This window comes from Arenimonas caeni (assembly GCF_003024235.1).
Classification (GTDB): Bacteria; Pseudomonadota; Gammaproteobacteria; order Xanthomonadales; family Xanthomonadaceae; genus Arenimonas; species Arenimonas caeni.
In genome coordinates, this window is sequence record NZ_KZ679086.1 from 117334 (window position 1) to 142538 (window position 25205).

Annotated in this window: 23 protein-coding genes; 11 read left to right on the forward strand and 12 right to left on the reverse strand. The window is 71.1% G+C overall.

The features are described 5' to 3' along the window. Window positions 1-17: 17 nt before the first annotated feature. The 3 genes from wecB to C6N40_RS04720 are packed head-to-tail and all read right to left on the reverse strand — an operon-like array spanning window position 18 to window position 2855. Window positions 18-1154 carry a non-hydrolyzing UDP-N-acetylglucosamine 2-epimerase gene (gene wecB / locus C6N40_RS04710; RefSeq protein WP_106989856.1) on the reverse strand — a complete coding sequence of 379 codons (1137 nt, stop codon included), beginning with the start codon at window positions 1152-1154 and terminating at the stop codon, window positions 18-20. Between the two features lie 2 nt (window positions 1155-1156). Then, window positions 1157-2095, reverse strand: a complete 939-nt coding sequence (locus C6N40_RS04715) for an electron transfer flavoprotein subunit alpha/FixB family protein (protein WP_106989857.1) — start codon at window positions 2093-2095, stop codon at window positions 1157-1159. Between the two features lie 13 nt (window positions 2096-2108). Then, window positions 2109-2855, reverse strand: a complete 747-nt coding sequence (locus C6N40_RS04720) for an electron transfer flavoprotein subunit beta/FixA family protein (protein ID WP_106989858.1) — start codon at window positions 2853-2855, stop codon at window positions 2109-2111. Between the two features lie 110 nt (window positions 2856-2965). Between C6N40_RS04720 and C6N40_RS04725 the strand changes: the two genes are divergently transcribed. The 4 genes from C6N40_RS04725 (at window position 2966) to cysN (ending at window position 8599) form a co-directional block, all read left to right on the forward strand. After that, on the forward strand, window positions 2966-4966 hold the full coding sequence (locus C6N40_RS04725; protein ID WP_162782083.1) for an acyltransferase family protein: 2001 nt from the start codon (window positions 2966-2968) through the stop codon (window positions 4964-4966). A 72-nt stretch (window positions 4967-5038) separates the two neighbouring features. Continuing rightward, complete coding sequence (locus C6N40_RS04730) at window positions 5039-5782, forward strand: sulfite exporter TauE/SafE family protein (RefSeq protein WP_338024586.1); 744 nt, start codon at window positions 5039-5041, stop codon at window positions 5780-5782. Window positions 5783-5795: 13 nt separating this feature from the next. After that, entirely contained in the window at window positions 5796-6704 is a 909-nt protein-coding gene (gene cysD / locus C6N40_RS04735; RefSeq protein WP_106989860.1) for a sulfate adenylyltransferase subunit CysD, read from the forward strand. Further along, complete coding sequence (gene cysN, locus C6N40_RS04740; RefSeq protein ID WP_106989861.1) at window positions 6704-8599, forward strand: sulfate adenylyltransferase subunit CysN; 1896 nt, start codon at window positions 6704-6706, stop codon at window positions 8597-8599. Before cysD ends, cysN begins: the two co-directional genes overlap by 1 nt. A gap of 13 nt (window positions 8600-8612) precedes the next feature. Here cysN and C6N40_RS04745 read toward each other — a convergent pair whose 3' ends face one another. Beyond that, complete coding sequence (locus C6N40_RS04745; protein WP_106989862.1) at window positions 8613-9479, reverse strand: ATP-grasp domain-containing protein; 867 nt, start codon at window positions 9477-9479, stop codon at window positions 8613-8615. Continuing rightward, the gene (locus C6N40_RS04750) at window positions 9476-11083 is read right to left on the reverse strand and encodes an electron transfer flavoprotein-ubiquinone oxidoreductase (RefSeq protein ID WP_106989863.1); all 1608 of its coding nucleotides are present in this window, start codon (window positions 11081-11083) and stop codon (window positions 9476-9478) included. Before C6N40_RS04750 ends, C6N40_RS04745 begins: the two co-directional genes overlap by 4 nt. 99 nt (window positions 11084-11182) lie before the next feature. On the opposite strand from C6N40_RS04750, the gene C6N40_RS04755 reads away from it, so the two are divergent. Together C6N40_RS04755 and C6N40_RS04760 are read left to right on the forward strand one after the other, a co-directional pair. Then, complete coding sequence (locus tag C6N40_RS04755) at window positions 11183-12529, forward strand: amidase (protein ID WP_106989864.1); 1347 nt, start codon at window positions 11183-11185, stop codon at window positions 12527-12529. A gap of 82 nt (window positions 12530-12611) precedes the next feature. After that, complete coding sequence (locus C6N40_RS04760) at window positions 12612-13208, forward strand: alpha-ketoglutarate-dependent dioxygenase AlkB family protein (RefSeq protein WP_106989865.1); 597 nt, start codon at window positions 12612-12614, stop codon at window positions 13206-13208. Here the strand turns inward: C6N40_RS04760 and C6N40_RS04765 are convergent. Genes C6N40_RS04765 through C6N40_RS04780 form a run of 4 tightly spaced genes read right to left on the reverse strand, consistent with a single transcriptional unit; the run spans window position 13165 to window position 16637 of the window. Beyond that, a complete protein-coding gene (locus C6N40_RS04765; protein WP_106989866.1) occupies window positions 13165-13812 on the reverse strand; it encodes an ABC-type transport auxiliary lipoprotein family protein in 648 nt (215 codons plus the stop codon). The genes C6N40_RS04760 and C6N40_RS04765 overlap by 44 nt on opposite strands. Next, window positions 13809-14732 carry an MlaD family protein gene (locus tag C6N40_RS04770; protein WP_106989867.1) on the reverse strand — a complete coding sequence of 308 codons (924 nt, stop codon included), beginning with the start codon at window positions 14730-14732 and terminating at the stop codon, window positions 13809-13811. The genes C6N40_RS04765 and C6N40_RS04770 overlap by 4 nt, the downstream gene beginning before the upstream one ends. A gap of 1 nt (window position 14733) precedes the next feature. Next, entirely contained in the window at window positions 14734-15531 is a 798-nt protein-coding gene (locus tag C6N40_RS04775) for an ABC transporter ATP-binding protein (protein WP_240183446.1), read from the reverse strand. Then, a complete protein-coding gene (locus C6N40_RS04780) occupies window positions 15528-16637 on the reverse strand; it encodes an MlaE family ABC transporter permease (protein WP_106989869.1) in 1110 nt (369 codons plus the stop codon). The genes C6N40_RS04775 and C6N40_RS04780 overlap by 4 nt, the downstream gene beginning before the upstream one ends. Window positions 16638-16707: 70 nt before the next feature. Between C6N40_RS04780 and C6N40_RS04785 the strand changes: the two genes are divergently transcribed. After that, complete coding sequence (locus C6N40_RS04785) at window positions 16708-17967, forward strand: threonine/serine exporter family protein (protein ID WP_106989870.1); 1260 nt, start codon at window positions 16708-16710, stop codon at window positions 17965-17967. 107 nt (window positions 17968-18074) lie between these two features. Here C6N40_RS04785 and C6N40_RS04790 read toward each other — a convergent pair whose 3' ends face one another. From C6N40_RS04790 to C6N40_RS04800, 3 genes are all read right to left on the reverse strand, one after another. Beyond that, on the reverse strand, window positions 18075-18452 hold the full coding sequence (locus tag C6N40_RS04790) for an H-NS histone family protein (protein ID WP_106989871.1): 378 nt from the start codon (window positions 18450-18452) through the stop codon (window positions 18075-18077). Between the two features lie 140 nt (window positions 18453-18592). After that, complete coding sequence (locus C6N40_RS04795; RefSeq protein WP_106989872.1) at window positions 18593-20293, reverse strand: proline--tRNA ligase; 1701 nt, start codon at window positions 20291-20293, stop codon at window positions 18593-18595. Window positions 20294-20356: 63 nt separating this feature from the next. Beyond that, the gene (locus tag C6N40_RS04800; protein WP_106989873.1) at window positions 20357-20755 is read right to left on the reverse strand and encodes a hypothetical protein; all 399 of its coding nucleotides are present in this window, start codon (window positions 20753-20755) and stop codon (window positions 20357-20359) included. Between the two features lie 101 nt (window positions 20756-20856). Between C6N40_RS04800 and pssA the strand changes: the two genes are divergently transcribed. The 4 genes from pssA to C6N40_RS04820 all read left to right on the forward strand — a co-directional run bounded on the left by pssA (window position 20857) and on the right by C6N40_RS04820 (window position 25197). Next, complete coding sequence (gene pssA, locus C6N40_RS04805) at window positions 20857-21621, forward strand: CDP-diacylglycerol--serine O-phosphatidyltransferase (protein WP_106989874.1); 765 nt, start codon at window positions 20857-20859, stop codon at window positions 21619-21621. Then, window positions 21618-21884, forward strand: a complete 267-nt coding sequence (locus C6N40_RS04810; protein ID WP_106989875.1) for a hypothetical protein — start codon at window positions 21618-21620, stop codon at window positions 21882-21884. Before pssA ends, C6N40_RS04810 begins: the two co-directional genes overlap by 4 nt. Beyond that, window positions 21881-22372 carry a ribosomal protein S18-alanine N-acetyltransferase gene (gene rimI / locus C6N40_RS04815; protein ID WP_205208551.1) on the forward strand — a complete coding sequence of 164 codons (492 nt, stop codon included), beginning with the start codon at window positions 21881-21883 and terminating at the stop codon, window positions 22370-22372. Before C6N40_RS04810 ends, rimI begins: the two co-directional genes overlap by 4 nt. 62 nt (window positions 22373-22434) lie before the next feature. Beyond that, window positions 22435-25197 carry a valine--tRNA ligase gene (locus C6N40_RS04820; protein ID WP_106989877.1) on the forward strand — a complete coding sequence of 921 codons (2763 nt, stop codon included), beginning with the start codon at window positions 22435-22437 and terminating at the stop codon, window positions 25195-25197. The last annotated feature ends 8 nt before the right edge of the window (window positions 25198-25205 follow it).

Consider the following 25205-nt stretch of genomic DNA (forward strand, 5'->3'; position numbering starts at 1 on the left):
GTTCGTGGCCGGGCTCCTCAGGCGAGGGCGTCGGCCGGACGGCCGGCGATGATCGCGGCGATGCGGGCGGCGGCGCGGCCGTCGCCGTAGGGATTGTGCGCGCGCGCCATGGCGGCGTGAGCGGCGTCGTCGTCGAGCAGGCGCGTGGCTTCGGCGACGATGTGCGCGCGGTCGGTGCCGACCAGGCGCACCGTGCCCGCCTCGACGGCCTCCGGGCGCTCGGTGGTGTCGCGCATCACCAGCACCGGCTTGCCCAGCGAGGGCGCCTCCTCCTGGATGCCGCCCGAGTCGGTGAGGATCAGGTGCGCGCGCGACATCAGGTAGACGAAGGGCAGGTAGTCGAGCGGCTCGATCAGGTGCACGCCCGCCACGCCACCGAGGATGCGGTTCACGGGCTCCTGCACGTTCGGGTTCAGGTGCACGGGATAGACCACCTGGGTGTCGCCGCGCCCGGCGAGGTCGGCGATGGCCTGGCACATCTGCTCGAAGCCCTCGCCGAAGTTCTCGCGGCGGTGGCCGGTGACCAGCACCAGCCGGCGCGACGGATCGAGGAAGGGGAAGCGCGCGGCCAGCGATGCCGCCAGGCTGGCGTCGGCGTCGATCCGCGCCACCACCGACAGCAGCGCGTCGATGACGGTGTTGCCGGTGACGTGCAATTGCGCGGCCGGGATGCCCTCGGCCAGCAGGTTGTCGCGCGAGCGCGCCGTGGGCGCGAAGTGCAGCGAGGCCAGCGGCGCGGTGAGCCGGCGGTTGGCCTCTTCGGGCCAGGGCGCCTGCAGGTCGCCCGTGCGCAGGCCGGCTTCGACGTGGCCCACCGGCACCCGGGCGTAGAACGCCGCGAGCGCGGTGGCCAGGGTGGTCGAGGTGTCGCCGTGCACCAGCACCAGGTCGGGCTTGCGCGCGGCCAGCACGCCCGACATGCCGGTGAGGATGCGGGCGAACAGGTCGGGCAGGGCCTGGCCCGGCGCCATCACGTCCAGGTCGTCATCGGGCGCGAGCCCGAACAGCTCCAGCACCTGGTCGAGCATCTGCCGGTGCTGGGCGGTGACGCAGACCAGGGTTTCGACGCCCGGGGTGGCCTTGAGCGCGGACACCACGGGCGCCATCTTGATGGCCTCCGGACGCGTGCCGAAGACCACCATGACCCGGCGCATCGTCAAAGGGCCTGCTCCAGCTCCGGCACGATCTGGAACAGGTCGCCCACCAGGCCGATGTCGGCGATCTCGAAGATCGGCGCCTCGGGGTCCTTGTTGATGGCCACGATGGTGCCGGCGTCCTTGATGCCGGTCAGGTGCTGGATGGCGCCCGAGATGCCGATCGCCAGGTACAGCTCGGGGGCGATGATCTTGCCGGTCTGGCCCACCTGCAGCTCGTTGGGCACGTAACCGGCGTCCACCGCGGCGCGCGAGGCGCCCACGGCCGCGCCCATCCTGTCGGCCAGCGAGTAGATGATCTTGAACGCATCGGCCGAGCCGAGCGCGCGGCCGCCGGAGACGACCTTGGAGGCGCCCTGCAGGTCCGGGCGGTCGGACTTGCCCTGCTGCAGCTCGACGAAGCGGGTGTGCGAGGGCAGGCTGGCCTCGACCGACGCGGCCTCGATCGTCGCGCTGCCGCCGTCGCCGGCCTGCGGCCAGGACGCGGTGCGCACGGTGGCCACCACGGCCATCGAGGACGGCGCCTCGACGGTGATGATGGCGTTGCCGGCGTAGATCGGCCGCTTGAACACGTGCGAGCCTTCGACGGCCATCACGTCCGACACCTGGGCCACGCCCAGCAGGGCCGCGACGCAGGGCATCAGGTCCTTGCCGAAGGTGGTGGAGGGGCCGAACACGTGCGAATAGCCCGCGGCCAGCTTCGCCACCTGCGGCGCCAGCACCTGCGCGACCGGGTGGGCGTTGGCCGGGTTGGCGACGGTGATGACCTTGGACACGCCGTCGATCTTCGCGGCCTCGGCGGCCACCGCATCGGGCGAGTCGGCCAGCACGGCCACGTGGATCTCGGCGCCGGCGATGGCGCGCGCGCAGCTGACGCAGCGGGCGGTCGAGGCGTTGAGCTTGCCGCCGAGGTGCTCGGCGATGATCAGGATCTTGCTCATCTTCATCGTCTCCTTAGGCCAGGCCCTTGGCCTTGAGGGCCGAGACGAGCTCGGCGACGTCCTTCACCATCACGCCCTTGCTGCGCTTGGCGGGCGGGGCGTAGTGGGTGGTCTTGAGGTGGTCGCCCGACTCGACGCCGAGGTCGGCGAAGGCGATCGTCTCGAGCGGCTTGGACTTGGCCTTCATGATGTCGGGCAGCTTGATGAAGCGCGGCTCGTTCAGGCGCAGGTCGGTGGTGATGACGGCCGGCAGCTGCACTTCCAGCACCTCGAGGCCGGCGTCGACCTCGCGGGTGACCGTGGCCTTGCCGTCGGCGACCTCGACCTTGCCGGCGAAGGTGGCCTGCGGGCGGCCCCAGAGCGTGGCCAGCATCTGGCCGGTCTGGTTGGCGTCGTCGTCGATGGCCTGCTTGCCCAGCAGCACGATGTCCGGCTGCTCCTTCTCGACCAGCTTGAGCAGGGCGCGCGCGGCCGTCAGCGGCTGCACGGCCTGGTCGGTGACGACGTGGATGGCGCGGTTGGCGCCCATGGCCAGGCCGTTGCGCAGGTGGGCCTGGCAGTCGGCGGGGCCCATCGTGGCCACCACGACCTCGGTGGCGACGCCCTTGTCGCGCAGGCGCAGGGCCTCCTCGAGGGCGATGTCGTCGAAGGGGTTGGCGGAGAGCTTCACGCCCTCGGTCACCACGCCCGAACCGTCGGGCTTGACCTGGATGCGGACGTTGTAGTCCACCACCCGCTTGTAACCGACAAGAATCTTCATATCCGATGGGCTCCGATCCGGTGGGCGCCCGTGGGGAGCGCCCGCAAGTAGAATCGGCAATTCTACCTTGGCAGGCTGTGCCGGGGGCGTGCACGGAGCCGGGAAACCGTATGGTGGTGGAGCAGGCGGGGCAGGTGGCCGGGGCCGGCGAGGGCTACCGCCGCGACATCGATGGCCTTCGCGGCGTGGCGGTGCTGGCGGTGGTCCTCTACCACCTCGACCCGGGCCTGCTGCCGGGCGGCTACACCGGCGTGGACGTGTTCTTCGTGATCTCGGGTTTCCTGATCACGCGCATCATCGCGGCCGGGCAGGCCGCCGGCACCTTCAGCTTCCGCGACTTCTACCTGCGCCGCGTGCGCCGGATCCTGCCGGTGCTCCTGGTGGTGGTGGCCGCCACGCTGCTGACCGGTGCGCTGGTGCTGCTGCCGGCCGACCTGGAGTCGCTGGCGCGATCGGCGGCCTGGTCGCTGGCGGCGGCGGCCAACCTCCACTTCTGGCTGCAGCCGGACGGCGGCTATTTCGCCGACGCCAGCGCCGAGCAGCCGCTGCTGCACCTGTGGTCGCTGGGCGTGGAGGAGCAGTTCTACCTGCTCTGGCCGGCGCTGCTGGTCTTCCTGCTCGCGCGCGGCGGACGCGGCGCGGCGGCCTGGGCCAGCCTCGCGCTGGTGGTGGCGTCCTTCGCCTGGGCGGAGGCCATCAACGACACCGATCCACGCGCCGCCTTCTACCTGCTGCCTGCCCGTGCGGGCGAACTGCTGCTCGGCGCGCTGCTGGCCCTGCGTGGCCGCAGCCTGGCGTCCCCGGCCCGCGTCGGGTGGGCCGCCGAGGGCCTGGCCCTGGCCGGCCTGGCCGCGCTGGCCTGGTCCTTCTGGCGCCTCGACCACGACCACGCCTTCCCCGGCCTCTGGGCGCTGGTGCCCACGGCCGGCGCAGTCCTGCTCATCCATGCCGGCGGCGCCGGTTCGCGCCTGGTGGCGGCGGTGCTTGGCGGGCGCGCCCTGGTGGCGGTGGGCCTGGTCTCGTACTCGATCTACCTGTGGCATTGGCCGGTGCTGGCCTACATTCGCTACTTCAGCGGCGACGTGGGTCTGGTGGCGGGCGCCGTTTCGGTGGGCGTGATCGCCTTGCTCTCGGTGGCCAGCTACAGCTGGGTGGAACGGCCGGCGCGGCGCTGGCGGCCGGCGCCGCGGGCGCAGCTGGGCTGGCTGTACCTGTTTCCCGCCGGCGCCATCGCCCTGCTGGCTCTGGCCCTGGTGCAGACCCAGGGCCTGAAGGACGCGATCGAGGGGGCGCCCCGGTTCCAGGAGGGCCTGGCGCGGATAGACGCCGAGGCCCGCCCGGCCCTGGCCTTCGACATCAACTGCCAGCTCTCCGCCCACGACCCGGCGCGGCTCGACGACCCCCGTTGCCTGGTCGGCGGCGGCACCGAGGCCGGCATCCTCCTGGCGGGCGATTCCAACGCCGCGCAGCTGGTGGGCCTGTTCGAGGTGCTCTCGGCCCGGACCGGCCTGCCGGTGCGCAACCTGAGCCATTCGGTCTGCCCGCCCCTGTTCCAGGGGAGCTACTCCTTCCCTCCCTACAAGGCCGGCTGCGACGCCTTCCGGCCCTTCCTCGCCGAGGTGCTGGCCAGCGGACGCTTCCACACCGTGGTGCTGGGCGCGTCGTGGCGGCATTACGCCAGGGAGCCCAGCTTTCGCGCCGACCTCGAGGCCACGCTCGATGCCCTCGGGTCGGCCGGGCTGCGCGTCTTCCTTGTCGGGTCGATCCCGCACCACCCGGGATTCAACCGCCACTGCGAACGGCGGGGACTGCGGCTGGGTTGGGTGGATTGCAGCGGGCGCCTGCAGGGTCCCGACGAAGGCGAGCCGGAATGGAACCGCTGGCTGGCCGAGGCGGCGTCGCGGCGCTCCGGGGTGCACTACCTGTCCACGCACGCGCTGCTCTGCGCGCAGGGAGTTTGCCGCCCGGTGGTGGCTGGCGAGCTGGCTTACTTCGACGCGGGCCACCTGAGCATGGACGGCTCGCGCGCCCTGGGCCGCGAGTTGCTGGGGCGCGAAGAGCTGGCCGACTGGCTGGAAGTGTTCGGCGCCGATCGAAGCCGGGCGCCCTGACCTGAGGCAGGTCAAGCAGGGCCGCCCGACGCTGGTGCAGACTGGTGGCCCGTCCCGAGTCGCCGAGCCCGCGTGCCCTTCGACCTCCCGCCCGAATTCCTGGTGTTCGTGCTCGTGGGCATGGCCGCGCAGCTGGTGGACGGCGCCCTGGGCATGGCCTACGGCGTCACCTCCACCAGCCTGCTGCTGGCCCTGGGCCTGCCGCCGCCGGTGGCCAGTGCCAGCGTGCACGCGGCCGAGGTCGCCACCACCGGTGTCTCGGGCCTGAGCCATGGCCTCTTCGGGAACGTCGATCGCCGCCTGATGTGGGCGCTCGTTTTGCCGGGCGTGGCCGGCGCCGTGCTTGGCGCCTGGCTGCTCAGCCAGCTCGACTGGGCCTGGCTGCGGCCGCTGGTCTCTGCCTACCTGTTGGCCCTGGGCGCCCTGCTGGTATGGCGGGCCTGGCGCGGCCTGCGGCGCGAGCCGCGGATGCGCGGCCAGGGCCTGCTGGGCCTGTGCGCGGGCTTCCTGGACGCGGTCGGCGGCGGTGGCTGGGGCCCGCTGACCACCAGCAGCCTGATGGCCCGCCACCTCGAGCCGCGCATCGCCATCGGCACCGCCAACGCGGCCGAGTTCTTCGTCAGCCTGGCGGCCTCGGTGGTGTTCCTGGCGGCCCTGGGCATCAGCCACGTGCACGTGGTGCTGGGACTGCTGCTGGGCGGGGTGGTGGTGGCGCCGTTCGCCGCCTGGCTGGCCCGGCGCGTGCCGGCCCGGCCGATGATGGCCGTGGTCGGCCTGGTCGTCTGCGCGGTGAGCCTGTTCAACCTGCTGCGTTGATATCCTTCGGGCCATGAGCCTGCCCGATCTGACCCACCTCGACCGCCTCGAGGCCGAAGCCATCCACATCCTGCGCGAGGTCGCCGCCGAGTTCCGCAACCCGGTAATGCTCTATTCGGTTGGCAAGGACAGCTCGGTGCTGCTGCACCTGCTGGTGAAGGCCTTCCACCCGGCGCGCCCGCCGATCCCGCTGCTGCACGTGGACACGGGCTGGAAGTTCCGCGAGATGATCGAATTCCGCGACCGCCGCGCCGCCGAAACCGGCGTGGAACTGCGCACGCACACCAACCCCGAGGGCCTGGCGCAGGGCATCGGCCCCGTCAGCCACGGCGCCACCGTGCACACCGACGTGATGAAGACCCAGGCGCTCAAGCAGGCGCTCGACCAGTGGGGCTTCGACGCCGCCATCGGCGGCGCCCGCCGCGACGAGGAGAAGTCGCGGGCCAAGGAGCGCGTGTTCTCCTTCCGCACCGCCCAGCACCGCTGGGACCCGAAGAACCAGCGCCCCGAACTGTGGGACCTGTACAACGCCCGCATCCACAAGGGCGAGAGCGTGCGCGTGTTCCCGATCTCGAACTGGACCGAGCTCGACGTCTGGCTCTACATCTTCCGCGAGAAGATCCCGGTGCCCTCGCTGTATTTCGCCGCCGAGCGGCCGGTGGTCGAGCGCGACGGCGCGCTGATCATGGTCGACGACGAGCGCCTGCCGCTGCGCGAGGGCGAAGTGCCGGCGATTCGCCGGGTGCGCTTCCGCACCCTGGGCTGCTACCCGCTGACCGGCGCGATCGAATCCGAGGCCGACACGCTCGAGGCGATCATCGCCGAGATGCTGGTGGCCACCACCTCCGAGCGCCAGGGCCGGGTGATCGACCACGACCCGTCCGCCTCGATGGAGAAGAAGAAGCAGGAGGGCTATTTCTGATGGCCGGCATCGACCATGCGGCGGCCGTCGCCGCCTACCTGCACCAGCACGAAACCAAGGGCCTGCTGCGCTTCATCACCTGCGGCAGCGTCGACGACGGCAAGTCCACGCTGATCGGCCGGCTGCTGCACGACACCAAGCGCCTGTTCGACGACCAGCTGGCGGCGCTGGAGTCCGACAGCCGGCGCCACGGCACCCAGGGCGACGAGATCGACTTCGCCCTGCTGGTCGACGGGCTGGCGGCCGAGCGCGAGCAGGGCATCACCATCGACGTGGCCTACCGCTTCTTCGACACCGAGCGGCGCAAGTTCATCGTCGCCGACTGCCCGGGCCACGAGCAGTACACCCGCAACATGGCCACCGGTGCCTCCACGGCCGACCTGGCGGTGGTGCTGGTGGACGCGCGCAAGGGCCTGCTGACCCAGACCCGCCGGCACAGCTACATCGTTTCGCTGCTGGGCATCGGCCACGTGGTGCTGGCGGTGAACAAGATGGACCTGGTGGGCTACGACCAGGCCGTGTTCGACGACATCGTCGCGGGCTACCGCGAACTGGCCGCGCAGCTGGGCATCGGGCACGTGCAGGCGATCCCGCTCTCGGCCCTGAAGGGCGACAACATGACCACCGCCTCGGCGGCGATGCCCTGGTACGCCGGGCCGAGCCTGCTGGGCCACCTGGAGACGGTGGACACCCGCCGCGAGGCCACCGACCCCGGCTTCCGCATGCCGGTGCAGTGGGTGTGCCGCCCGGACCAGGATTTCCGCGGCTTCGCCGGCACCATCGCGGCCGGCGAAGTGGCGCCGGGCGACCCGGTGGTGGTGCTGCCCTCGGGCCGGCGCTCGCAGGTGGCGCGCATCGTCACGCCGGGTGGCGACCTGCCGCGCGCCGGCCGCGGCCAGCCGGTGGTGCTCACGCTCGCCGACGAACTGGACGCGAGCCGGGGCGACGTGCTCGCCGCCGCGGGCGCGCCGCCGCAGGTGGCCGACCAGTTCGCCGCGCACGTGCTGTGGATGGGCGAGCAGCCGCTGCTGCCGGGCCGTCCGTACTGGCTGAAGATCGGCACGCGCACGGTCGGCGCGCAGATCACCGAGATCAAGCACAAGATCGACGTGAACTCCCAGGCCGAGCTGGCCGCCAAGCACCTCGAGCTCAACGAGGTGGCGGTGTGCAACCTCAGCCTCGACCAGCCGATCGCCTTCGAAAGCTACGAAACCAGCCGCGCGCTGGGTGGCTTCATCCTCATCGACCGGCAGAGCAATGCCACGGTCGGCGCCGGTACGCTCGACTTCGCGCTGCGCCGGGCCGCCAACATCCACTGGCAGCACCTGGACGTGGACAAGGCCGCGCGCGCCCGCTCGATGGGCCAGACGCCGCGCTGCCTGTGGTTCACCGGCCTCTCGGGCGCGGGCAAGTCGACCATCGCCAACCTGCTCGACAAGCGGCTGCACGCGATGGGCCTGCACACCACCATCCTCGACGGCGACAACGTGCGCCACGGCCTGAACAAGGACCTGGGCTTCACCGCCGAGGACCGCGTCGAGAACATCCGGCGCGTGGCCGAGGTGGCCAAGCTGATGGTGGACGCCGGCCTGATCGTGCTGGTGAGCTTCATCTCGCCGTTCCGGGCCGAGCGCCGGCTGGCGCGCGACCTGTTCGAGCCGGGCGAGTTCATCGAGGTCTTCGTCGACACGCCGCTGGCGGTGGCCGAGCAGCGCGACGTCAAGGGCCTCTACGCGAAGGCCCGCGCCGGCCAGATCAAGAACTTCACCGGCATCGACTCGCCCTACGAAGTGCCCGAGAACCCCGAGATCCGCCTGCTCGCCGACCGCACCGACGCGGCAGCCATGGCCGAGTCGATCATGGCCCACCTCCAGGCCACGCCCGAGGGGCTATGACTGCGTTTCCCGCCTACGCAAGCTTTTCGAGGCGCTGGCGCAGGGCATCGGCGAATCGCGCCGCCGCGCCCTCGCCGTAGGGCAGGAACACCGACGGTTCGGTGACTTCGAGCTCCAGCAGCTTCGACCCCTCGGCCGAAGGCAGCAGGTCGATGCGCGCGTAGGCCAGCGTGCCGAAGGGCAGGGCGGCCAGCACCTTGTCGGCGACGGCGCGTTCGGCGGCGCCGGGTTCGCGCGGCTGGATGTGCTCGTCCTTGAACAGTGCCTGGGTCGGGTCCTCGCCGCGGCGCAGCAGCGGCGCCTTGCGGATGGCGTGGCTGAACTCGCCCTCGAAGTAGAGCAGGGCGGTCTCGCCGTCGGTGTCCACGGCGTGCAGGTAGGGCTGCACCAGCACGTGGCGGCCGGCGTCGAGCAGGCGCCTGGCGTGGGCGATCGCGGCCTCGCGGTCCTCTCGAAGGTAGCGCTGCGCGTCGCGCGAGCCCGCGCCGACGCAGGGCTTGACCACGAACTCGGCCAGGTCGGGCAGGCCCGCCGGATCGTCGCCGGGTGCGAGGTAGTGGCTGTCGATCACCGGCACGCCGCGCGCGGCGAGATCGCCGAGGTAATGCTTGTCGGTGTTCCAGCGCACGACCTCGGGCGGGTTCCAGAGCCGCGAGAGCGCATCGACGCGATCGCACCAGGCCAGGAACTCCGGCAGCCGGTCCATGTAGTCCCAGGGCGAGCGCAGCAGCACCGCGTCGAAACGACCCCAGCTGACCGTCGGGTCGTCCCAGGCCACGATCGACACCGTGATACCCGCGGCCTCGCAGGCCTCGCGCAGCGGCTCGAGGTCGCCGTCCTGGCCCATCGAAGCGATGGCGGTGGCGAGCGCGAGCTTCACAGGTTCTGGTAGTTCGGCCCCGAGCCGCCCTCAGGGGTGACCCAGGTGATGATCTGGTACGGGTCCTTGATGTCGCAGGTCTTGCAGTGCACGCAGTTGGCGGCGTTGATCTGCAGCCGCTTGCCCTGCTCGTCCTGCACGATCTCGTACACGCCGGCCGGGCAGAAGCGCTGGCAGGGGTTGCCGTATTCCTCCGCGCACTGGCTGATGCAGATGTCGGTGTTGGCCACCTTCAGGTGCACCGGCTGGTCCTCGTCGTGTTCGGTGGCGGCGAAATACACGCCGGCCAGGCGGTCGCGCGGCGGCAGCGTGCGTTCGACATAGTCGCGCCTGGGCTTCTCGGCCTCGTCGAGCTTCTGCAGCGAGCTCCAGTCGGGCTTGCAGCGCCAGGTCCAGGGCGAGAGACCGGCGGTGGCGGTCTCCCAGGCCGAATTGAGCAGGCCGAACCACAGGCCCTTCTTGAAGCCGGGCTTGATGTTGCGCACCTTCTTGAGCTCCGCCATCACCGGCGAGGCGCGCAGCCTGGCATCGAAGCCGGCGGACGCCGGCGCGTCCTGCGCGGCCAGGTGTTCGGCGGCCAGCATGCCGCTGCGGATGGCCTGGTGCGTGCCCTTCACCTTCGGCACGTTGAGCAGGCCGGCGGTGTCGCCGATGAGCAGGGCGCCGGGCATCTCCACCTTCGGCAGCGACTGCCAGCCGCCGGTGACGATGGCGCGGGCGCCGGCGCTGAGGATCTCGCCGCCCTCGAGCAGCGGCTTGACCATCGGGTGGTGCTTGAACTGCTGGAAGGCCTCGTAGGGCTGGTAGTTCGGGTCGCGGTAGTCCAGGCCGGACACGTAGCCGATCGCCACGCGGTCCTTGTCGAGGTGGTAGATGAAGCTGCCGCCGTAGGTCTTCGTATCCGCCGGCCAGCCGAAGCTGTGGAAGATCTTGCCGGGCTTCACCCGGCCGGCGGGGAGCTGCCAGAGCTCCTTGATGCCGATCGAGAAGTTCTGCGGGTCGGATTCGGCGTCGAGGCCGAACTTGCGGACCAGTTGCTTGGTCAGGTGGCCGCGCGCGCCCTCGGCCAGCACGGTGACTTTCGCCCGGATGTCGATGCCCTGGGTGTAGCCCGGCTTGTGCGAACCGTCCCTGGCCACGCCCATGTCGCCGATGCGCACGCCGCAGACCGCGCCGGCCTCGTCGAACAGCGGCTCGGCGGCGGCGAAGCCCGGGTAGATCTCCACGCCCAGGGCCTCGGCCTGCGGCGCCAGCCAGGCGCACATGGCGCCAAGCGAGACGATGAAGTTGCCGTGGTTGGCCATGCCCGGCGGGATCACCGGGAACTTGGTCCCGCCGGTCCTGGTCAGGTGCCAGAACTCGTCTTCGGCGGCGGGCACGCACACCGGCGGCGGGTTGTCGCGCCAGCCGGGCAGCAGCTCGTCGAGCGGGCCGGGTTCGATCACCGCGCCCGACAGGATGTGCGCGCCGATGGTCGAGGCCTTCTCGATCACGCAGACCGACAGCTCCGGTTTGAGCTGCTTGAGCCGGATCGCGAACGACAGGCCCGCCGGGCCGGCGCCCACGGTCACCACGTCGTATTCCATCACGTCACGTTCACTCATTGCGGCTGCTCCGTACGCTGAAGCACGGATTGTCGCGGTTTGCCCGCGGACGGGCAATCAAGGACACTCTGGCCAGTCCCGCCACGGAATGCGCCACGCATGACCGCAAGCCCCGACGACCTGCGCCAGGCCCCGCTCTACCGCGTGCTGCACGCCCTGGCCAGGGACGAAACCAGCAGCGAGGCCCTGACCGGGGCCTGCCTGGCGGCGATCGCCCGCGACGGCCATCTCAACGCCTGGACCTGGGTGGACGCCGCCGGTGCGCTGGCCGCCGCCCGCGCCAGCGATGCCCGTCGCGCCGAGGGCAAGCCGCTGGGCCGCCTCGATGGCGTGCCGATCGCGATCACCGACGCCTTCGACGTGGCCGGCATGCCCACCAGCCTCGGCCTGCCCGGCCACCCGGGCCTGGCCGCGGAGGACGCGCACGTGGTGCGGCGCCTGCGCGGCGCCGGTGCGGTGTTCCTGGGCAAGACCAACCTCGACGAAGCCGCCTTCGGTACCGTCGGCCGCAACCCGCATTTCGGCGACGTGCGCAACCCGCTGCTGCCCGGCCGCGCCGCCGGTGGCGCCTCGGCCGGTTCGGCCGCGGCCCTGGCCGCCGGCCACGCGGTGGTGGCGCTGGGCACCGACACCCTGGGCGCCGTCCGCATTCCGGCCGCCTTCTGCGGGCTGGTCGGCCACAAGCCGACGCTGGGCGAACTCAGCGCCCGCGGCATGGCGCCGGCCCTGCGCCGGCTCGACTGCCCGGGCCTGCTGGCGCGCGCCGTGCAGGATGTCGGCCTGGTGCTGCCGGTGCTGGCCGGCTACGACGCCGGCGACCCGCGCTCGCGCAAGCGCCGCGTGCCGCTGGCGCCGCCGGACTGGGTGCCGGGCGAGCTCAAGGCCGGCGTCGTCTCCGACCTGGGCGCGCTGGGCGTGGACGCCGGCGTGGCCGAAAACTTCAGCGCCATCATGGCGCGGGTGGCGCCGGTGTTCGGCAGCGCGCTGCCGGTGGCGCTGGAAGTGGCGCCGCTGGAAGTGGCCGCCACCCGTCGCGCGGCGTTGTTGCTGATGGAGGCCGAGATCCTGGCCGCGCACGAGGCCCGCCTCGGCGGCGCTTCGGCGAGGCTGCGCGGCCTGCTCGACTTCGCGCGCCGCAAGTCGGCCGCCGATGCCGCCGCCGCGCATCGCCGCCTCGACGGCCACGTGGTCCAGGTGCGCCGGCTGTTCGAGCAGTTCGACGTGCTGCTGCTGCCGACCGTGGCCGCGCCGCCGCCGGCCTGGGGTGCCGAGGAGCCCGCCAACCTGGCCGACCTCACGGCGCTCGCCTCGCTGGCGGGTTGCCCTGCGCTGAGCCTGCCGCTGCCGGACGGGCTCGGCCTGCAGCTGGTGGGCGCGCCGGGCAGCGACCTGCGCCTGCTCGAACTCGCCCAGGTCCTCGCTTCCGTCGCCGATACCGGCGAATGATTTTTGCCACGGATGAACACGGATAAACACGGGTAGAGCAAGAGCAACTTCAAGTTTTTTCCGATCTTGTCCGTGTTCATCCGTGGCCAAAACCCCTCTCCCCGAAGGATTCGAACTGCGCGAAGGCTGGCTGCAGCCGGGCGAGGCGGACGCGTTGTTCGAGGCGCTGATGCAGCAGGTGCGGTGGGAGGTGCACCGGATCGTGATGTTCGGGCGGCCGGTCGATTCGCCGCGGCTGAGTTGCTGGATCGGCGACCCGGGTACGGGCTACGTCTACTCGCGCACGCGCTTCGAGCCGCGGCCCTGGCCGCCGGCGCTGGCGGCGCTGCGGCAGCGCGTGGATGCCGCCGCGGGCGTGGCCATGAACAGCGTGCTGGCCAACCTCTACCGCGACGGCCGCGATGCCATGGGCTGGCACAGCGACGACGAGCCCGAACTCGGGCCGCGGCCGGTGATTGCTTCGCTCAGCCTGGGCGGCACGCGCCGTTTCGCCGTCAAGCATCGCCGCGACCCGGATCGCAAGTTCACTCTGGAATTGCCGCACGGCAGCCTGCTGCTGATGCACGGCGACAGCCAGGCGGCGTGGAAGCATGCCTTGCCGCGCACCGCGCGGCCGGTGCGGCCCCGCATCAACCTCACTTTCCGGCGGGTTCTTCCGCCGCCCGGCGCCGGGCGCTGATCGCGCGCTCGCCCTCGACCAGGGTCCAGCCGACGATGTCGGTGCCGACCCGCGCCATGGCTTCGCCGAAGGCCGCCACCACCGGCTCGATCTTCTCGCCGGCCGGGGCCACCTCGGTGCGGAAGCGGCGGGCGGCGACCAGGCCGCCGCCCTGGCCGAACTTCACCAGCCGCGCCTGGATCTCCACCACCACCATCGGCCTGCCATCCACGTAGACCGTCTCGAAGGCGCGCAGGTCGGTGAACAGGCCGAAGTCGCCGCGGCCGCCGCCCCAGCTGCTGACCCCGGTGATCTTGCCGGAGTCCTCGAAGGCCTCCGTCAGCGCCAGCTGCATCATCTCCGGGGCGGTGTCGGCCCAGCGCGCGCCCTTGTAGGTCTGCAGGCGGTCGGGCGTGGGACGCACGGCGATGCGCTGGGAGTCGAGCAGGGCGTGCGCGCCGGGCGAGCCCAGCGTGAGCCGCCAGTCCACCGACGGCCAGGACGGGTCGGCCTGGGTCCGGACCTGCGGCGCGAAGATGCTGACCTCGGTCTTCGGGCCACCGATGGCGCAGCCGGCCAGCAGCAACAGCGCGGCGACGGGGGCGAGGCGGGAAGCGCGGCTCATGGTTCGAACTCCTCGGGTTGTTCGCGGCCCAGCAGGTAGCCGGCCGGGTTGTTCTCGAGCTTGTTGGCCAGGTCGTCGATCTCGCGGATCAGGCCGCGCAGCTGGCGCATGGTCGGGCCGACCTCGCCCAGGCCTTCCTGGCTGAACTCGCCCCAGGCCTCGCGGTTGTCCTCGAGGATGCCGTTGGCGTTGCGGCTGGCGGCCTCGAGCTGGGCCAGGGTGGCATCGAGCCGGGCCACCAGGCCGGGCAGCTGTTGCACCACGCCCTGGTCGAGCGTGGCGATGGCGCTGTCGGCGTTGGCGAGCGTGGAGTCGAGCTTCTCGCTGGCGGCGCGGGCATTGCGCAGCAGCGCGGCGATCTCCCCGCGTTCGGCCGAGATGGCGCCGGTGATCTGGTCGAGCTGGTCGAGGGTGCGGGTGATGCGCTCGACGTTGGCATCGCTGAGCAGGCGGTTGATCCGCTCGACGATCTCGTTGGCGCTGGCGGCGATGTTCTGCAGGGCCGAGGGCTCGGTGTGGATCACCGGCACGTCCTTGCCCGAGCCGCCCTCGAGCAGCGGTGCGCCGGGACTGCCGCCGGTGAGCTGGATCACCGACACGCCGGTCAGGCCGGTCATGGTGAGCTTGGCGCGGGTGTCGGTCTTGACCGGGGTGTCGGCGGCCAGGCGGATGCGCGCCACCACCTTGCGGGGGTCGTCGCGCATCAGCGACAGGTCGCGGACTTCGCCGACGCTGATGCCCGAATACAGCACCTGGCTGCCCGTGCTCAGGCCGGTCACCGCCTCCTGGAAGACGACGTCGTACTCGGCGTAGGACTTCTCGGTGGTGTACTTGGCCATCCACAGCGCGAACAGCACCGCGAACAGGCAAACGGCGAGGGTGAAGGCGCCGATCAACACATGGTTGGCGCGGGTTTCCATCTCAAGCCTCCTTGGCCAGGGCGGCCTGCGCGGCGCGTCCGCGCGGGCCGTGGAAATACTCCTGCACCCACGGGTGGTCGAAACGTTCGACCTCGGCCAGCGGGGCGTTGACCAGGACCCGCCGGTCCGCCAGCACCGCGACGCGGTCGCAGATGGCGTAGAGCGTGTCGAGGTCGTGGGTGATGAGGAACACGGTGAGCCCCAGCGCGCGCTTGAGCGTGAGGATCAGCTCGTCGAAGGCGGCGGCGCCGATCGGGTCGAGGCCCGCGGTCGGCTCGTCGAGGAAGAGCAGGGTGGGGTCGAGCGCCAGCGCGCGGGCGATGCCGGCGCGCTTGCGCATGCCGCCGGAAAGCTGCGAGGGCAGCTTGGCGCCGGCATCCTCGCCCAGGCCGGCCATGCGGATCTTGAGCATGGCCAGGTCGTGCACCATGTCCTCGGGCAGCTCGGGGTAGTGTTCCTTGAGCGGCACCGAGACATTCTCGGCCACGGTGAGCGATGAGAACAGCGCGCCGTTCTGGTAGAGCACGCCGGTGTTGCGCTCGATCAGGCCCGACTCGCGCGCCCGCACCGACAGCGCGTCGACGCCCAGCACTTCGATGCTGCCGGCCTGCGGCGTCCGCAGCCCGAGGATGGCGCGCATCAGCACCGACTTGCCGGTGCCCGAGCCGCCCACCACGCCCAGGATCTCGCCGCGGCGCACGTCCAAGTCGAGCCCGTCGTGCACGACCTGCTCGCCGAAGGCGTTGCGCAGGCCGCGCACGCTGATCGCCGGTGCGTCGTTGCCGGGCAGCGCGCTCACCAGTTCATCTCCATGAACCACATGGCGGCGAAGGCGTCGATCAGGATCACCAGCGAGATGGTCTGCACCACGCTCGAGGTGGTGCGTTCGCCCACCGATTCGGCCGTGCCCTTGACCTGGAAGCCCTCGAGGCAGCCGATCAGGGCGATCACCGCCGCGAAGATCGGCGCCTTCGCCACGCCGACCCAGAAGTGGCGGATCTCGATGGTGTCCTGAAGGCGCTGCAGGAACATGTCCGGGCTCATGCCCAGGTTGGCCACCGACACCGCCATGCCGCCGGCGATGCCGGCCACCATGGCCAGGAAGGTCAGCAGCGGCAGCATCACCAGCAGGGCGAACAGCCGCGGCAGCACCAGCAGTTCCACCGGGTCCAGGCCCAGGGTGCGGATGGCGTCGATTTCCTCGCCGCTCTGCATGGCGCCGATCTGGGCGGTGAAGGCGCTGGCCGTGCGGCCGGCGAGCAGGATGGCGGTGAGCAGCACGGCGAACTCGCGCAGGAAGGCGATGCCCACCAGCTCGACCACGAAGATCTCGGCGCCGAAGTCGCGCAGCACCGTGGCGCCGAGGAAGGCGATCACCGCGCCGACCATGAAGCTCAGCAGCATCACCAGCGGCACTGCGTCCAGGCCCACCTGCTCCATGTGGTGCACGGTGGGCGTGAGGCGGAAACGGGCGGGGCGCAGCAGCACGCCGAGCGTGGTCTTGAGCGTGAGGCCGAGGAAGCCGACCAGGGCCAGCACTTCGCTGGTGTAGTCCTCGACGGCGTACCCCATGCGCTCGAGCATGCGCCGGAAGCCGTAGTCCTTGCGCGACTCGCGCGGCGGGTTCTCGCAGATCGAGCGCACGGTCTCGGTGAGCGGCTGGTGCATCGGCTTGACGTCCACCGTGGCCAGGCCCAGGCCGACCTTGACGGCGTAGCGCGAGAGCATCATGGCGCCGGCCGAGTCGAGGCGACCGATGTCACGGCCGTCGATGTCCTCGGCCGAGGCGGGGGCCGAGTCGATCAGCGCCAGCATTTCCCGGGCATGGGCCAGGGTCCAGTCGCCGCGGGCGATGAGGATGCCCGGGTGGCGTTCGCTGGTGTCGATGCGTGGAGCTTCGCTCATGGGCTCGTCAGTGGCGGCAGGGCCGGGGCATCAGGCTCAGGATAGCCGATTCGTGCCATCCTTCCCCGCCATGAACGCCCCCGTGCTCATCCCCGGCTCCGACTACGAAGCCCGGACCAATTTCGTCACCGAGCTGGCCTCGCGCCTGCACGCCTACGGCACCACGGCCCAGCGCCTGGAGGCGGCGATCGAGGCCGTGGCGAACCGGCTCGGGCTCGACTGCGAGATCTGGTCCAATCCCACCGGCATGATCCTCAGCTATGCCGACCCGGTGCGCGGCCAGCAGAACGGCATCACCCGCGTGATCCGGCTCGAGCCGGGCGAGCAGAACCTGGCCAAGCTGGCGGCCACCGACCGCATCGCCGAGGACGTGCTGGGCGGCCGGGTGGAGCTGGCCGCCGGCCTGGACGCACTGCGCGCCCTGGACCGGCCCGAGCCCCGGCGGGCCCGCCTGCTGGCGATGCTGAGCTTCGGCCTGTCGGCCAGCGCGGTGGCGGCGCTGCTGGGCGCCAACGCGGCCGGCGTGGCCACGGCCGGCGGCATCGGCCTGGTGACCGGCGTGCTGGCGGTGTCGGCGGCGCAGCGGCCGCGGCTGAACGAGGCGCTGGAGGCGATCGCGGCACTGGTGGCCACGCTGCTGGTGGCGGCGGTGGCGAGCTTCGTGGCGCCGGTGCCGGTCAAGACCATCATCGTGGCCTCGCTGATCGTGCTGATGCCCGGCCTGATGCTCACCAACGCGGTCAGCGAACTCTCGGCCCGGCACCTGGTCTCGGGCACGGCGCGCTTCTCCGGCGCGCTGATGATCCTGCTCAAGCTGACCTTCGGCACCGTGGCCGGCATGCAGCTCGTGCGGCTGCTGGGCTGGCAGCCGCAGGAAGCGGCGGCGCTGCCGCCGGCCCTGCCGGTCGAGCTGGCGGCGCTGGCGGTGTCGGCCTTCGCTTTCGCGGTGCTGTTCCAGGCCGCGCGGCGCGACTACCCGCTGGTGATGGCCTCGGTGCTGCTCGGCTACGGGCTCACGCGCCTGGGGGGCGAGGTGCTGGGCCTGGCCTCGGAGAGTTTCGCCGGCGGCGCCTTCTTCGCGGGCATGGGCGTGGCGGCGATAAGCAATGCCTACGGCCGCCTGTTCAATCGCCCGGGGGCGCTGATCCGGGTTCCGGGCATCATCCTGCTGGTGCCGGGCAGCATGGGTTTCCGCAGCCTGAACTTCGTGATGGAGCGCGACGTCTTCCTGGGCCTGGACACCACCTTCGCCCTGCTCTCGGCCCTGGTGGCGCTGGTCGCCGGGCTGCTGTTCGGCAACCTGCTGGTGCCTTCGCGCCGGAACATCTAGTTCTTGCCACGGATGGACACGGACAAGCACGGACAAGGCAAGGGCGGGTTTGAGATTTATCCGCTCCTATCCGTGTCCATCCGTGTTTGTCCGTGGCAAGAGCCGCCTCAGCCCTTGATGGCGAAGTCTTCGAGTTTCCTGCCGCGGGCCAGTTCGGCCGCCAGCCACTTGGGCGCCATGCCGCGGCCGGCCCAGGTCTGCTCGGGATTGGCCGGGTTGCGATACTTCGGCGGCACCTTGGCGCCCTTGGCGGCGGACTTGCGCGCCGGCGCCTTCCTGGCCGCCACGCCGGCCTTCTCGCGCACCATGCGGCCGGTGCCGAAGAGTTCGTCGATGCTGTAACCCTCGGCCTTGGCCAGGGAGATGATCTTCTTGCGCACCGCCGCCACCGGCTTGCGCCTGGCCAGGGTCTTCTTGCGCTTGCTGGCCTGGGAAATCAGGGCCTGGAGTTCCTTGGCCGAAAGGCCTTCGAGATTGATGCTCATGGGCTTGGCTGCCTTGCAGATGGGGTATCGGGGGTTTCCCGGAAATGCCGGGCGATACCCATCTTAACGCGCGCCGGAGCCAGGGCGAAACCCGCGGCGAGGTTTCGCCGGGGTTTCCCACCAGGTTTTGGGTGGTTTTCTCAGGCCAGCCCGAGGCGGGCCCGCAGGGCGGCCCGGTCGAGGTTTTCACTGTCGCTGGCGCGGCGCGCCCGGTACTCGAAGGTGCCGGCCTCGAGGCCACGGCCCGACACCACCACGCGGTGCGGGACGCCGATGAGCTCGATGTCGCCGAACATCACGCCCGGGCGCAGGCCGCGGTCGTCGAGCACCACTTCCAGGCCGGCGGCGGTGAGTTCGTCGTACAGCGCTACGGCGGCCTCGGCGACGGCCGGGTCGTCCTTGGGGTTGATCACGCACACGGCCACCTGCCAGGGCGCCATCGGCTCCGGCCAGCAGATGCCGTTGGCGTCGAAGTTCTGCTCGATGGCGGCGGCGACGATGCGCGAGACGCCGATACCGTAGCAGCCCATGTGCATCACCCGGGCCTTGCCGTCGGCGTCGAGCACGGTGGCGTCCATGGCCTCGGCGTACTTTTGGCCGAGCTGGAACACGTGGCCCACCTCGATGCCGCGGGCGATGCCCAGCGTGCCCTTGCCGTCGGGCGAGGGATCGCCCCCGACCACGTTGCGGATGTCGGCCACCAGCGCCGGCTCGGGCAGGTCGCGGCCCCAGTTCACGCCGGCCAGGTGGACGCCGCGCTTGTTGGCGCCGACCACGAAGTCGGCCATGGCGGCGACGCTGCGGTCGGCGATGACGGTGATGGTTTTGGCCGGGCCGACCGGGCCGATGAAGCCCGGCTCGCAGCCCAGGTGCTCGAGGATCTCGGCTTCGGTGGCCAGGCGGAAATCGGCCAGGCCTTCGAGCTTGGCCAGCTTGATCTCGTTGACCATGTGGTCGCCGCGCACCAGCGCCAGCACGAAGCCCTGCTCGCCCACCAGCGCCACCGACTTGACGGTGCGCGCCAGGGCGAGGCCCATCAGCGCGGCCACTTCCTCGCAGGTCTTCTGGGTGGGGGTGTCGACCTCGCGCATCGCCTCGGCGGCGGCCGGGCGCGGGCCCGGCGAGACGGCCTCGGCCATCTCGACGTTGGCGGCGTAGTCGCTGCCGTCGGAGAAGGCGATGGCGTCCTCGCCGGAGTCGGCCAGCACGTGGAACTCGTGCGAGGCGCTGCCGCCGATGGCGCCGGTGTCGGCGGCCACGGCGCGGAAGCGCAGGCCCAGGCGGGTGAAGATGCGGCCGTAGGCGTCGTACATCGCCTGGTAGGTCTCGGCCAGGCTCTCGGCGCCGAGGTGGAAGGAGTAGGCGTCCTTCATCAGGAATTCGCGCGCACGCATGACGCCGAAGCGCGGGCGGATCTCGTCGCGGAACTTGGTCTGGATCTGGTAGAAGTTCAGCGGCAGCTGCTTGTAGCTGCGCAGCTCGTTGCGCGCGAAGTCGGTGACGACTTCCTCGTGCGTGGGGCCGTAGCAGAACTCGCCGTCCTTGCGGTCCCTGATCTTGAGCAGCTGGCCGCCGAACTTCTGCCAGCGGCCGGTCTCGTCCCACAGCTCGCGCGGCTGGATCGAGGGCATCAGCATCTCGATGGCGCCGGCACGGTCCATTTCCTCGCGCACGATGGCCTCGACCTTGCGCAGCACGCGCAGGCCCAGGGGGCTCCAGGTGTAGAGGCCGGCGGCCAGCTTGCGGATCATGCCGGCGCGCAGCATCAGCTGGTGGCTGACGACCTCGGCGTCGGCGGGGGTTTCCTTGCTGGTGTTGAGGTGGAACCGGGAAAGGCGCATCTGGGGGACCGGGGCACGGAATGGCCGGCCATTGTAGCGGCCGTCCGGCCCCCCGTGGCGGGCTTACTCGCCTTCGCCGGCCACCGGCTCGCAGTAGGCGCGGACCTGGCGCTGGGCGTTCTCGCGGTTCGTGGCCAGTTCGTCGTCGCTCATGATGTCCATCTCGCCGTCGCCGTCGCGGTCGAACTGCACCGGCCGGCCGGAACTGAGGACCTCAAGGTTGGCACGGGCCATGTCGCAGGCCTTCTGGGTCGGCGATGCCTCCGGTTCGGCGGCCTGGGCGGCCTGGGCCTCCGGGGAGTCGGCGTTCACCTGCACGGCCTCGGAGCCCGTGACCTGCACCTGCGAGTAAACCGTCTCGCCGCTGGCGCCGGTGGACTTGTAGACGGTGACCTTCTCGGCGGCCGCCAGGCCGGGCAGGAAGGCGGCGGCAAGGGCGAGGGCGAGCAGCTTGCGGGACATGGCGGGGGCTCCGGGGCGGGCGTGCGACCGTGATACCACCGCGGCCGGCGGCCCGCAAGGCGAGGCTATGGGCCGGCGGGGCAAGCGTTTACACTCGGGGCATGGAACCCACGCACGAACCAGGCGCCCCGCGCGGCCGCGGCATCTACCTGCTGCCCAACCTGCTCACCACGGGCGGGCTGTTCGCCGGCTTCTACGCCATCCTGGCCGCCGCCAGCGGCAACTTCGAGAACGCCTGCATCGCGGTGTTCGTGGCGGCGCTGTTCGACGGCGTCGACGGCCGCGTGGCCCGCATGACCGGCACCACCAGCGAATTCGGCGTGCAGTACGACTCCCTGGCCGACCTGGTCAGCTTCGGCATGGCGCCCTCGCTGGTGATTTACCACTGGGCCCTGGTCGGCTTCCGCGCCGACGGCCCGGTGCTGGCCAAGGTGGGCTGGGCGGCGGCCTTCCTCTACGCCGCCTGCGCGGCGCTGCGCCTGGCCCGCTTCAACACCCAGGTGGGCTCCACCGACAAGCGCTGGTTCATCGGCCTGGCCAGCCCGGCCGCCGCCGGCCTGGTGGTGTCCTTCGTCTGGGCCATGAACTCCTTCGGCTACAGCGGCGAAGGCATGCGCTGGCTGGCGCTGGTGGTCACGGTGGCGGCCGGCCTGCTGATGGTCAGCCGCATCCGCTTCTACAGCTTCAAGGGCCTGCCCAAGGGCGACCGGGTGCCGTTCTACGTGATGGCCCTGGTGGTGGTGATCATCGCGGTGCTGTTCATCGCCCAGGCCAAGGGCCTGCTGGCGCTGGCGGCGCTTTACGCGGTCTCTGGCCCGGCCTGGTGGCTGTGGGCCAAGCTGCGCCGGAGGAAGTCCGCGGCATGAGTTTCGATGCGCGCCAGCGCATCTGGCTCGAGGCGATGGGCTACACGCTTTATCGCCCGGCCGGCGCAGGGGTCGTGGCGGCAACGGGCGAGGCCGCGGGCCAGCCCCTGCCCGAAGGCAGGCTGCTGCAGGCGCTGCGTCGTGCCGCGCGGCGCGAGGACCTGGCCGGCTTGCCGCTTCCGGCCTGGGACCGCCTGCGCACCGATGCCGGCGCCAAGCGCGCGCTCTGGCAGCGCCTGCGGGCTCTCCGCCGCGCGCACTGAGCGCCATGAACGCGCGTCCCGCCGATGGCAGCCAGATGCGGCCGATGAAGCAGGCCGACATCGAGGCGGTGGCCGCGATCGAACAGCGCGCCTATCCCTTCCCCTGGTCCGCCGGCATCTTCCGCGACTGCCTGCGCGCCGGGCACCAGTGCTGGGTGCTCGATTCGCCGGCCGGGCTGCTCGGTTACGGCGTGCTCAGCGCGGCGGCCGGCGAGGCGCACATCCTCAACATCTGCATCGCGCCCGAGCACCAGGGCCAGGGCCACGGCCTGCGCCTGCTGCGCCGGCTGATCGACCTGGCCCGCTGGCACCACGCCCGGCAGGTGTTCCTCGAAGTCCGCCCGTCCAACCCGCGCGCCATCCGGCTCTACCGTGAGTTCGGCTTCAACGAGATCGGCCTGCGGCCGAACTACTACCCGGCCGCCAAGGGCCGGGAGGACGCCATCGTCATGGCGATCGAGCTGCTGGGGCCGGAACCAAACCCCTGATAATTGATAGAATTCGGGTCCTTTCAGCCTCGGTTCCCGGCGCCCAGCCGCCCCCTCGCCCCATGGAAAAGAGCTTCGAGCCCAGCACCTTCGAATCCAAGTGGTATGCCCATTGGGAGGCGAGCGGCTGCTTCCGGCCCACGGGCAAGGGCGAGCCCTACACCATCATGCTGCCGCCGCCGAACGTCACCGGCACCCTGCACATGGGCCACGCGTTCCAGCACACGCTGATGGACGCGCTGGTGCGCTACCACCGCATGAAGGGCTACGACACGCTCTGGCAGGTCGGCACCGACCACGCCGGCATCGCCACCGAGATGGTCGTCTCGCGCAACCTGCACCTCGAGGGCAAGGGCGAGACCCGCGATTCGCTGGGCCGCGAGAAGTTCATCGGGAAGGTGTGGGAGTGGAAGCAGCACTCCGGCGACACCATCACCCGGCAGATGCGCCGCATGGGCGCCTCGGGCGACTGGAGCCGCGAGCGCTTCACCATGGACGAGGGCCTGAGCCAGGCCGTGGTCGAAACCTTCGTGCGCCTGTTCGAGGAAGGCCTGGTCTACCGCGGCCAGCGCCTGGTCAACTGGGACCCGGTGCTCAAGACCGCCATCTCCGACCTCGAGGTGGTGAGCGAGGAAGAGAACGGCCACCTGTGGTCGATCGCCTATCCGCTGGCCGACGGCAGCGGCACGCTCACCGTCGCCACCACGCGCCCGGAAACCATGCTCGGCGACACCGCGGTGATGGTGCACCCGGAAGACGAGCGCTATGCGCACCTGGTCGGCAAGACGGTGAAGCTGCCGCTGAGCGACCGCGAGATCCCGGTCATCGCCGACGACTACGTCGACCGCGAGTTCGGCACCGGCGTGGTCAAGGTGACCCCGGCGCACGACTTCAACGACTACGCGGTGGGCCAGCGCCACGGCCTGCCGCTGATCAACATCCTCACGCCCGAGGCGCGCATCAACGCCAACGCGCCGGCCAGGTACCAGGGCCTCGACCGCTTCGAGGCGCGCAAGGCCGTGCTGGCCGACCTCGAGGCCGCCGGCCTGCTGCTCGAGACCAGGGCGCACAAGCTGATGGTGCCGCGCGGCGACCGCACCGGCCAGGTGATCGAGCCCTACCTCACCGACCAGTGGTTCGTGAAGATGGACACGCTGGCCGCGCGCGGCCTCGAGCTGGTCGAGAACGGCTCGGTGCGCTTCGTGCCCGAGAACTGGATCAACACCTACCGGCACTGGATGGGCAACATCCAGGACTGGTGCATCAGCCGCCAGCTCTGGTGGGGCCACCGCATCCCGGCCTGGTACGACGCCGCCGGCCAGGCCTACGTCGGCCGCAGCGAAGAGGAAGTGCGCGCGAAGCACGGCCTGGGCGCCGACGTGGCGCTCACCCGCGACAGCGACGTGCTCGAGACCTGGTTCAGCTCGGCGCTGTGGTCGCACAGCACGCTCGGCTGGCCCGACGAAGCCGCGATGGAGCAGTACGGCTACGCCAAACGCCTGCCGACCTCGGTGCTGGTGACCGGCTTCGACATCATCTTCTTCTGGGTCGCCCGGATGATCATGATGACCGACCACTTCACCGGCGAAGTGCCGTTCAGGGACGTCTACATCACCGGCCTGGTGCGCGACAAGGACGGCCAGAAGATGTCCAAGTCCAAGGGCAACGTGCTCGACCCGATCGACCTGATCGACGGCATCTCGCTCGACGACCTGGTCGCCAAGCGCACCACCGGCCTGATGAAGCCGACCGACGCGCCCAAGATCGAGAAGGCCACGCGCAAGGAATTCCCCGAGGGCATCCCGGCCTTCGGCGCCGACGCCCTGCGCTTCACCTTCGCCTCGCTGGCCACCCACGGCCGCGACATCAAGTTCGACCTGGCCCGCTGCGAGGGCTACAAGAACTTCTGCAACAAGCTCTGGAACGCCGCGCGCTTCACCCTGATGAACTGCGAGGGTTTCCCGGCTCCGGCCGGCGCCCCGCAGCCCCGCACCGACGCCGAGCGCTGGATCCTGCACCGCTTCAACGCCATGCTGCGCGAGGTCGAGCAGGCCTACGCCGGCTACCGCTTCGACCTGGCCTCGCAGGCGCTCTACGAGTTCGCCTGGAACGAGTTCTGCGACTGGTTCCTGGAGCTGGCCAAGCCGGCCCTGCAGGGTGATGACGCCGCCGCGGCCGATTCCACCCGGCACACGCTGCTGCACGTGCTCGAGGGCCTGCTGCGTGCGCTGCACCCGGTCATTCCCTTCGTCACCGAGGAAATCTGGCATGCCGTGGCGCCCAAGCTGGGCGTCGCCGGCGACAGCATCTCCACCCAGGCCTGGCCGCAGGCCGAGGCGTGCTTCGACGCGCCCGACGCCGCCGCCGACATCGAGTGGCTCAAGGCCGCGGTCACCCAGCTGCGTTCGATCCGCAGCCAGATGAACATCGCGCCCTCGAAGGCCGTGCCGCTGCTGCTGCAGGACGGCGACGCCGGCGACCGCGCCCGCGTCGGGCGCCACGCGTCGGCGCTGCGCTTCCTGGCCCGCCTCGAGTCGATCGAGTGGCTGGTCGGCGAGGCCCCGGCCGCGGCCGCGGCGGTGCTGGGCGGGCTCAAGCTGCTGATCCCGCTCGAGGGGCTGATCGACCTGTCGGCCGAGCGCGCGCGCCTGGACAAGGAGATCAAGCGCATCGCCGGCGAGATCGCCAAGTGCGAGGGCAAGCTCGGCAGCGAGACCTTCGTGGCCAACGCGCCCGCGGCGGTGGTCGAGACCGAGCGCGCGCGCCTGGCCGACTGGACCCGCCAGCACGCGGCGCTGCAGGAGCAGCGCGCCAAGCTGGGCTGAGTCGCGGC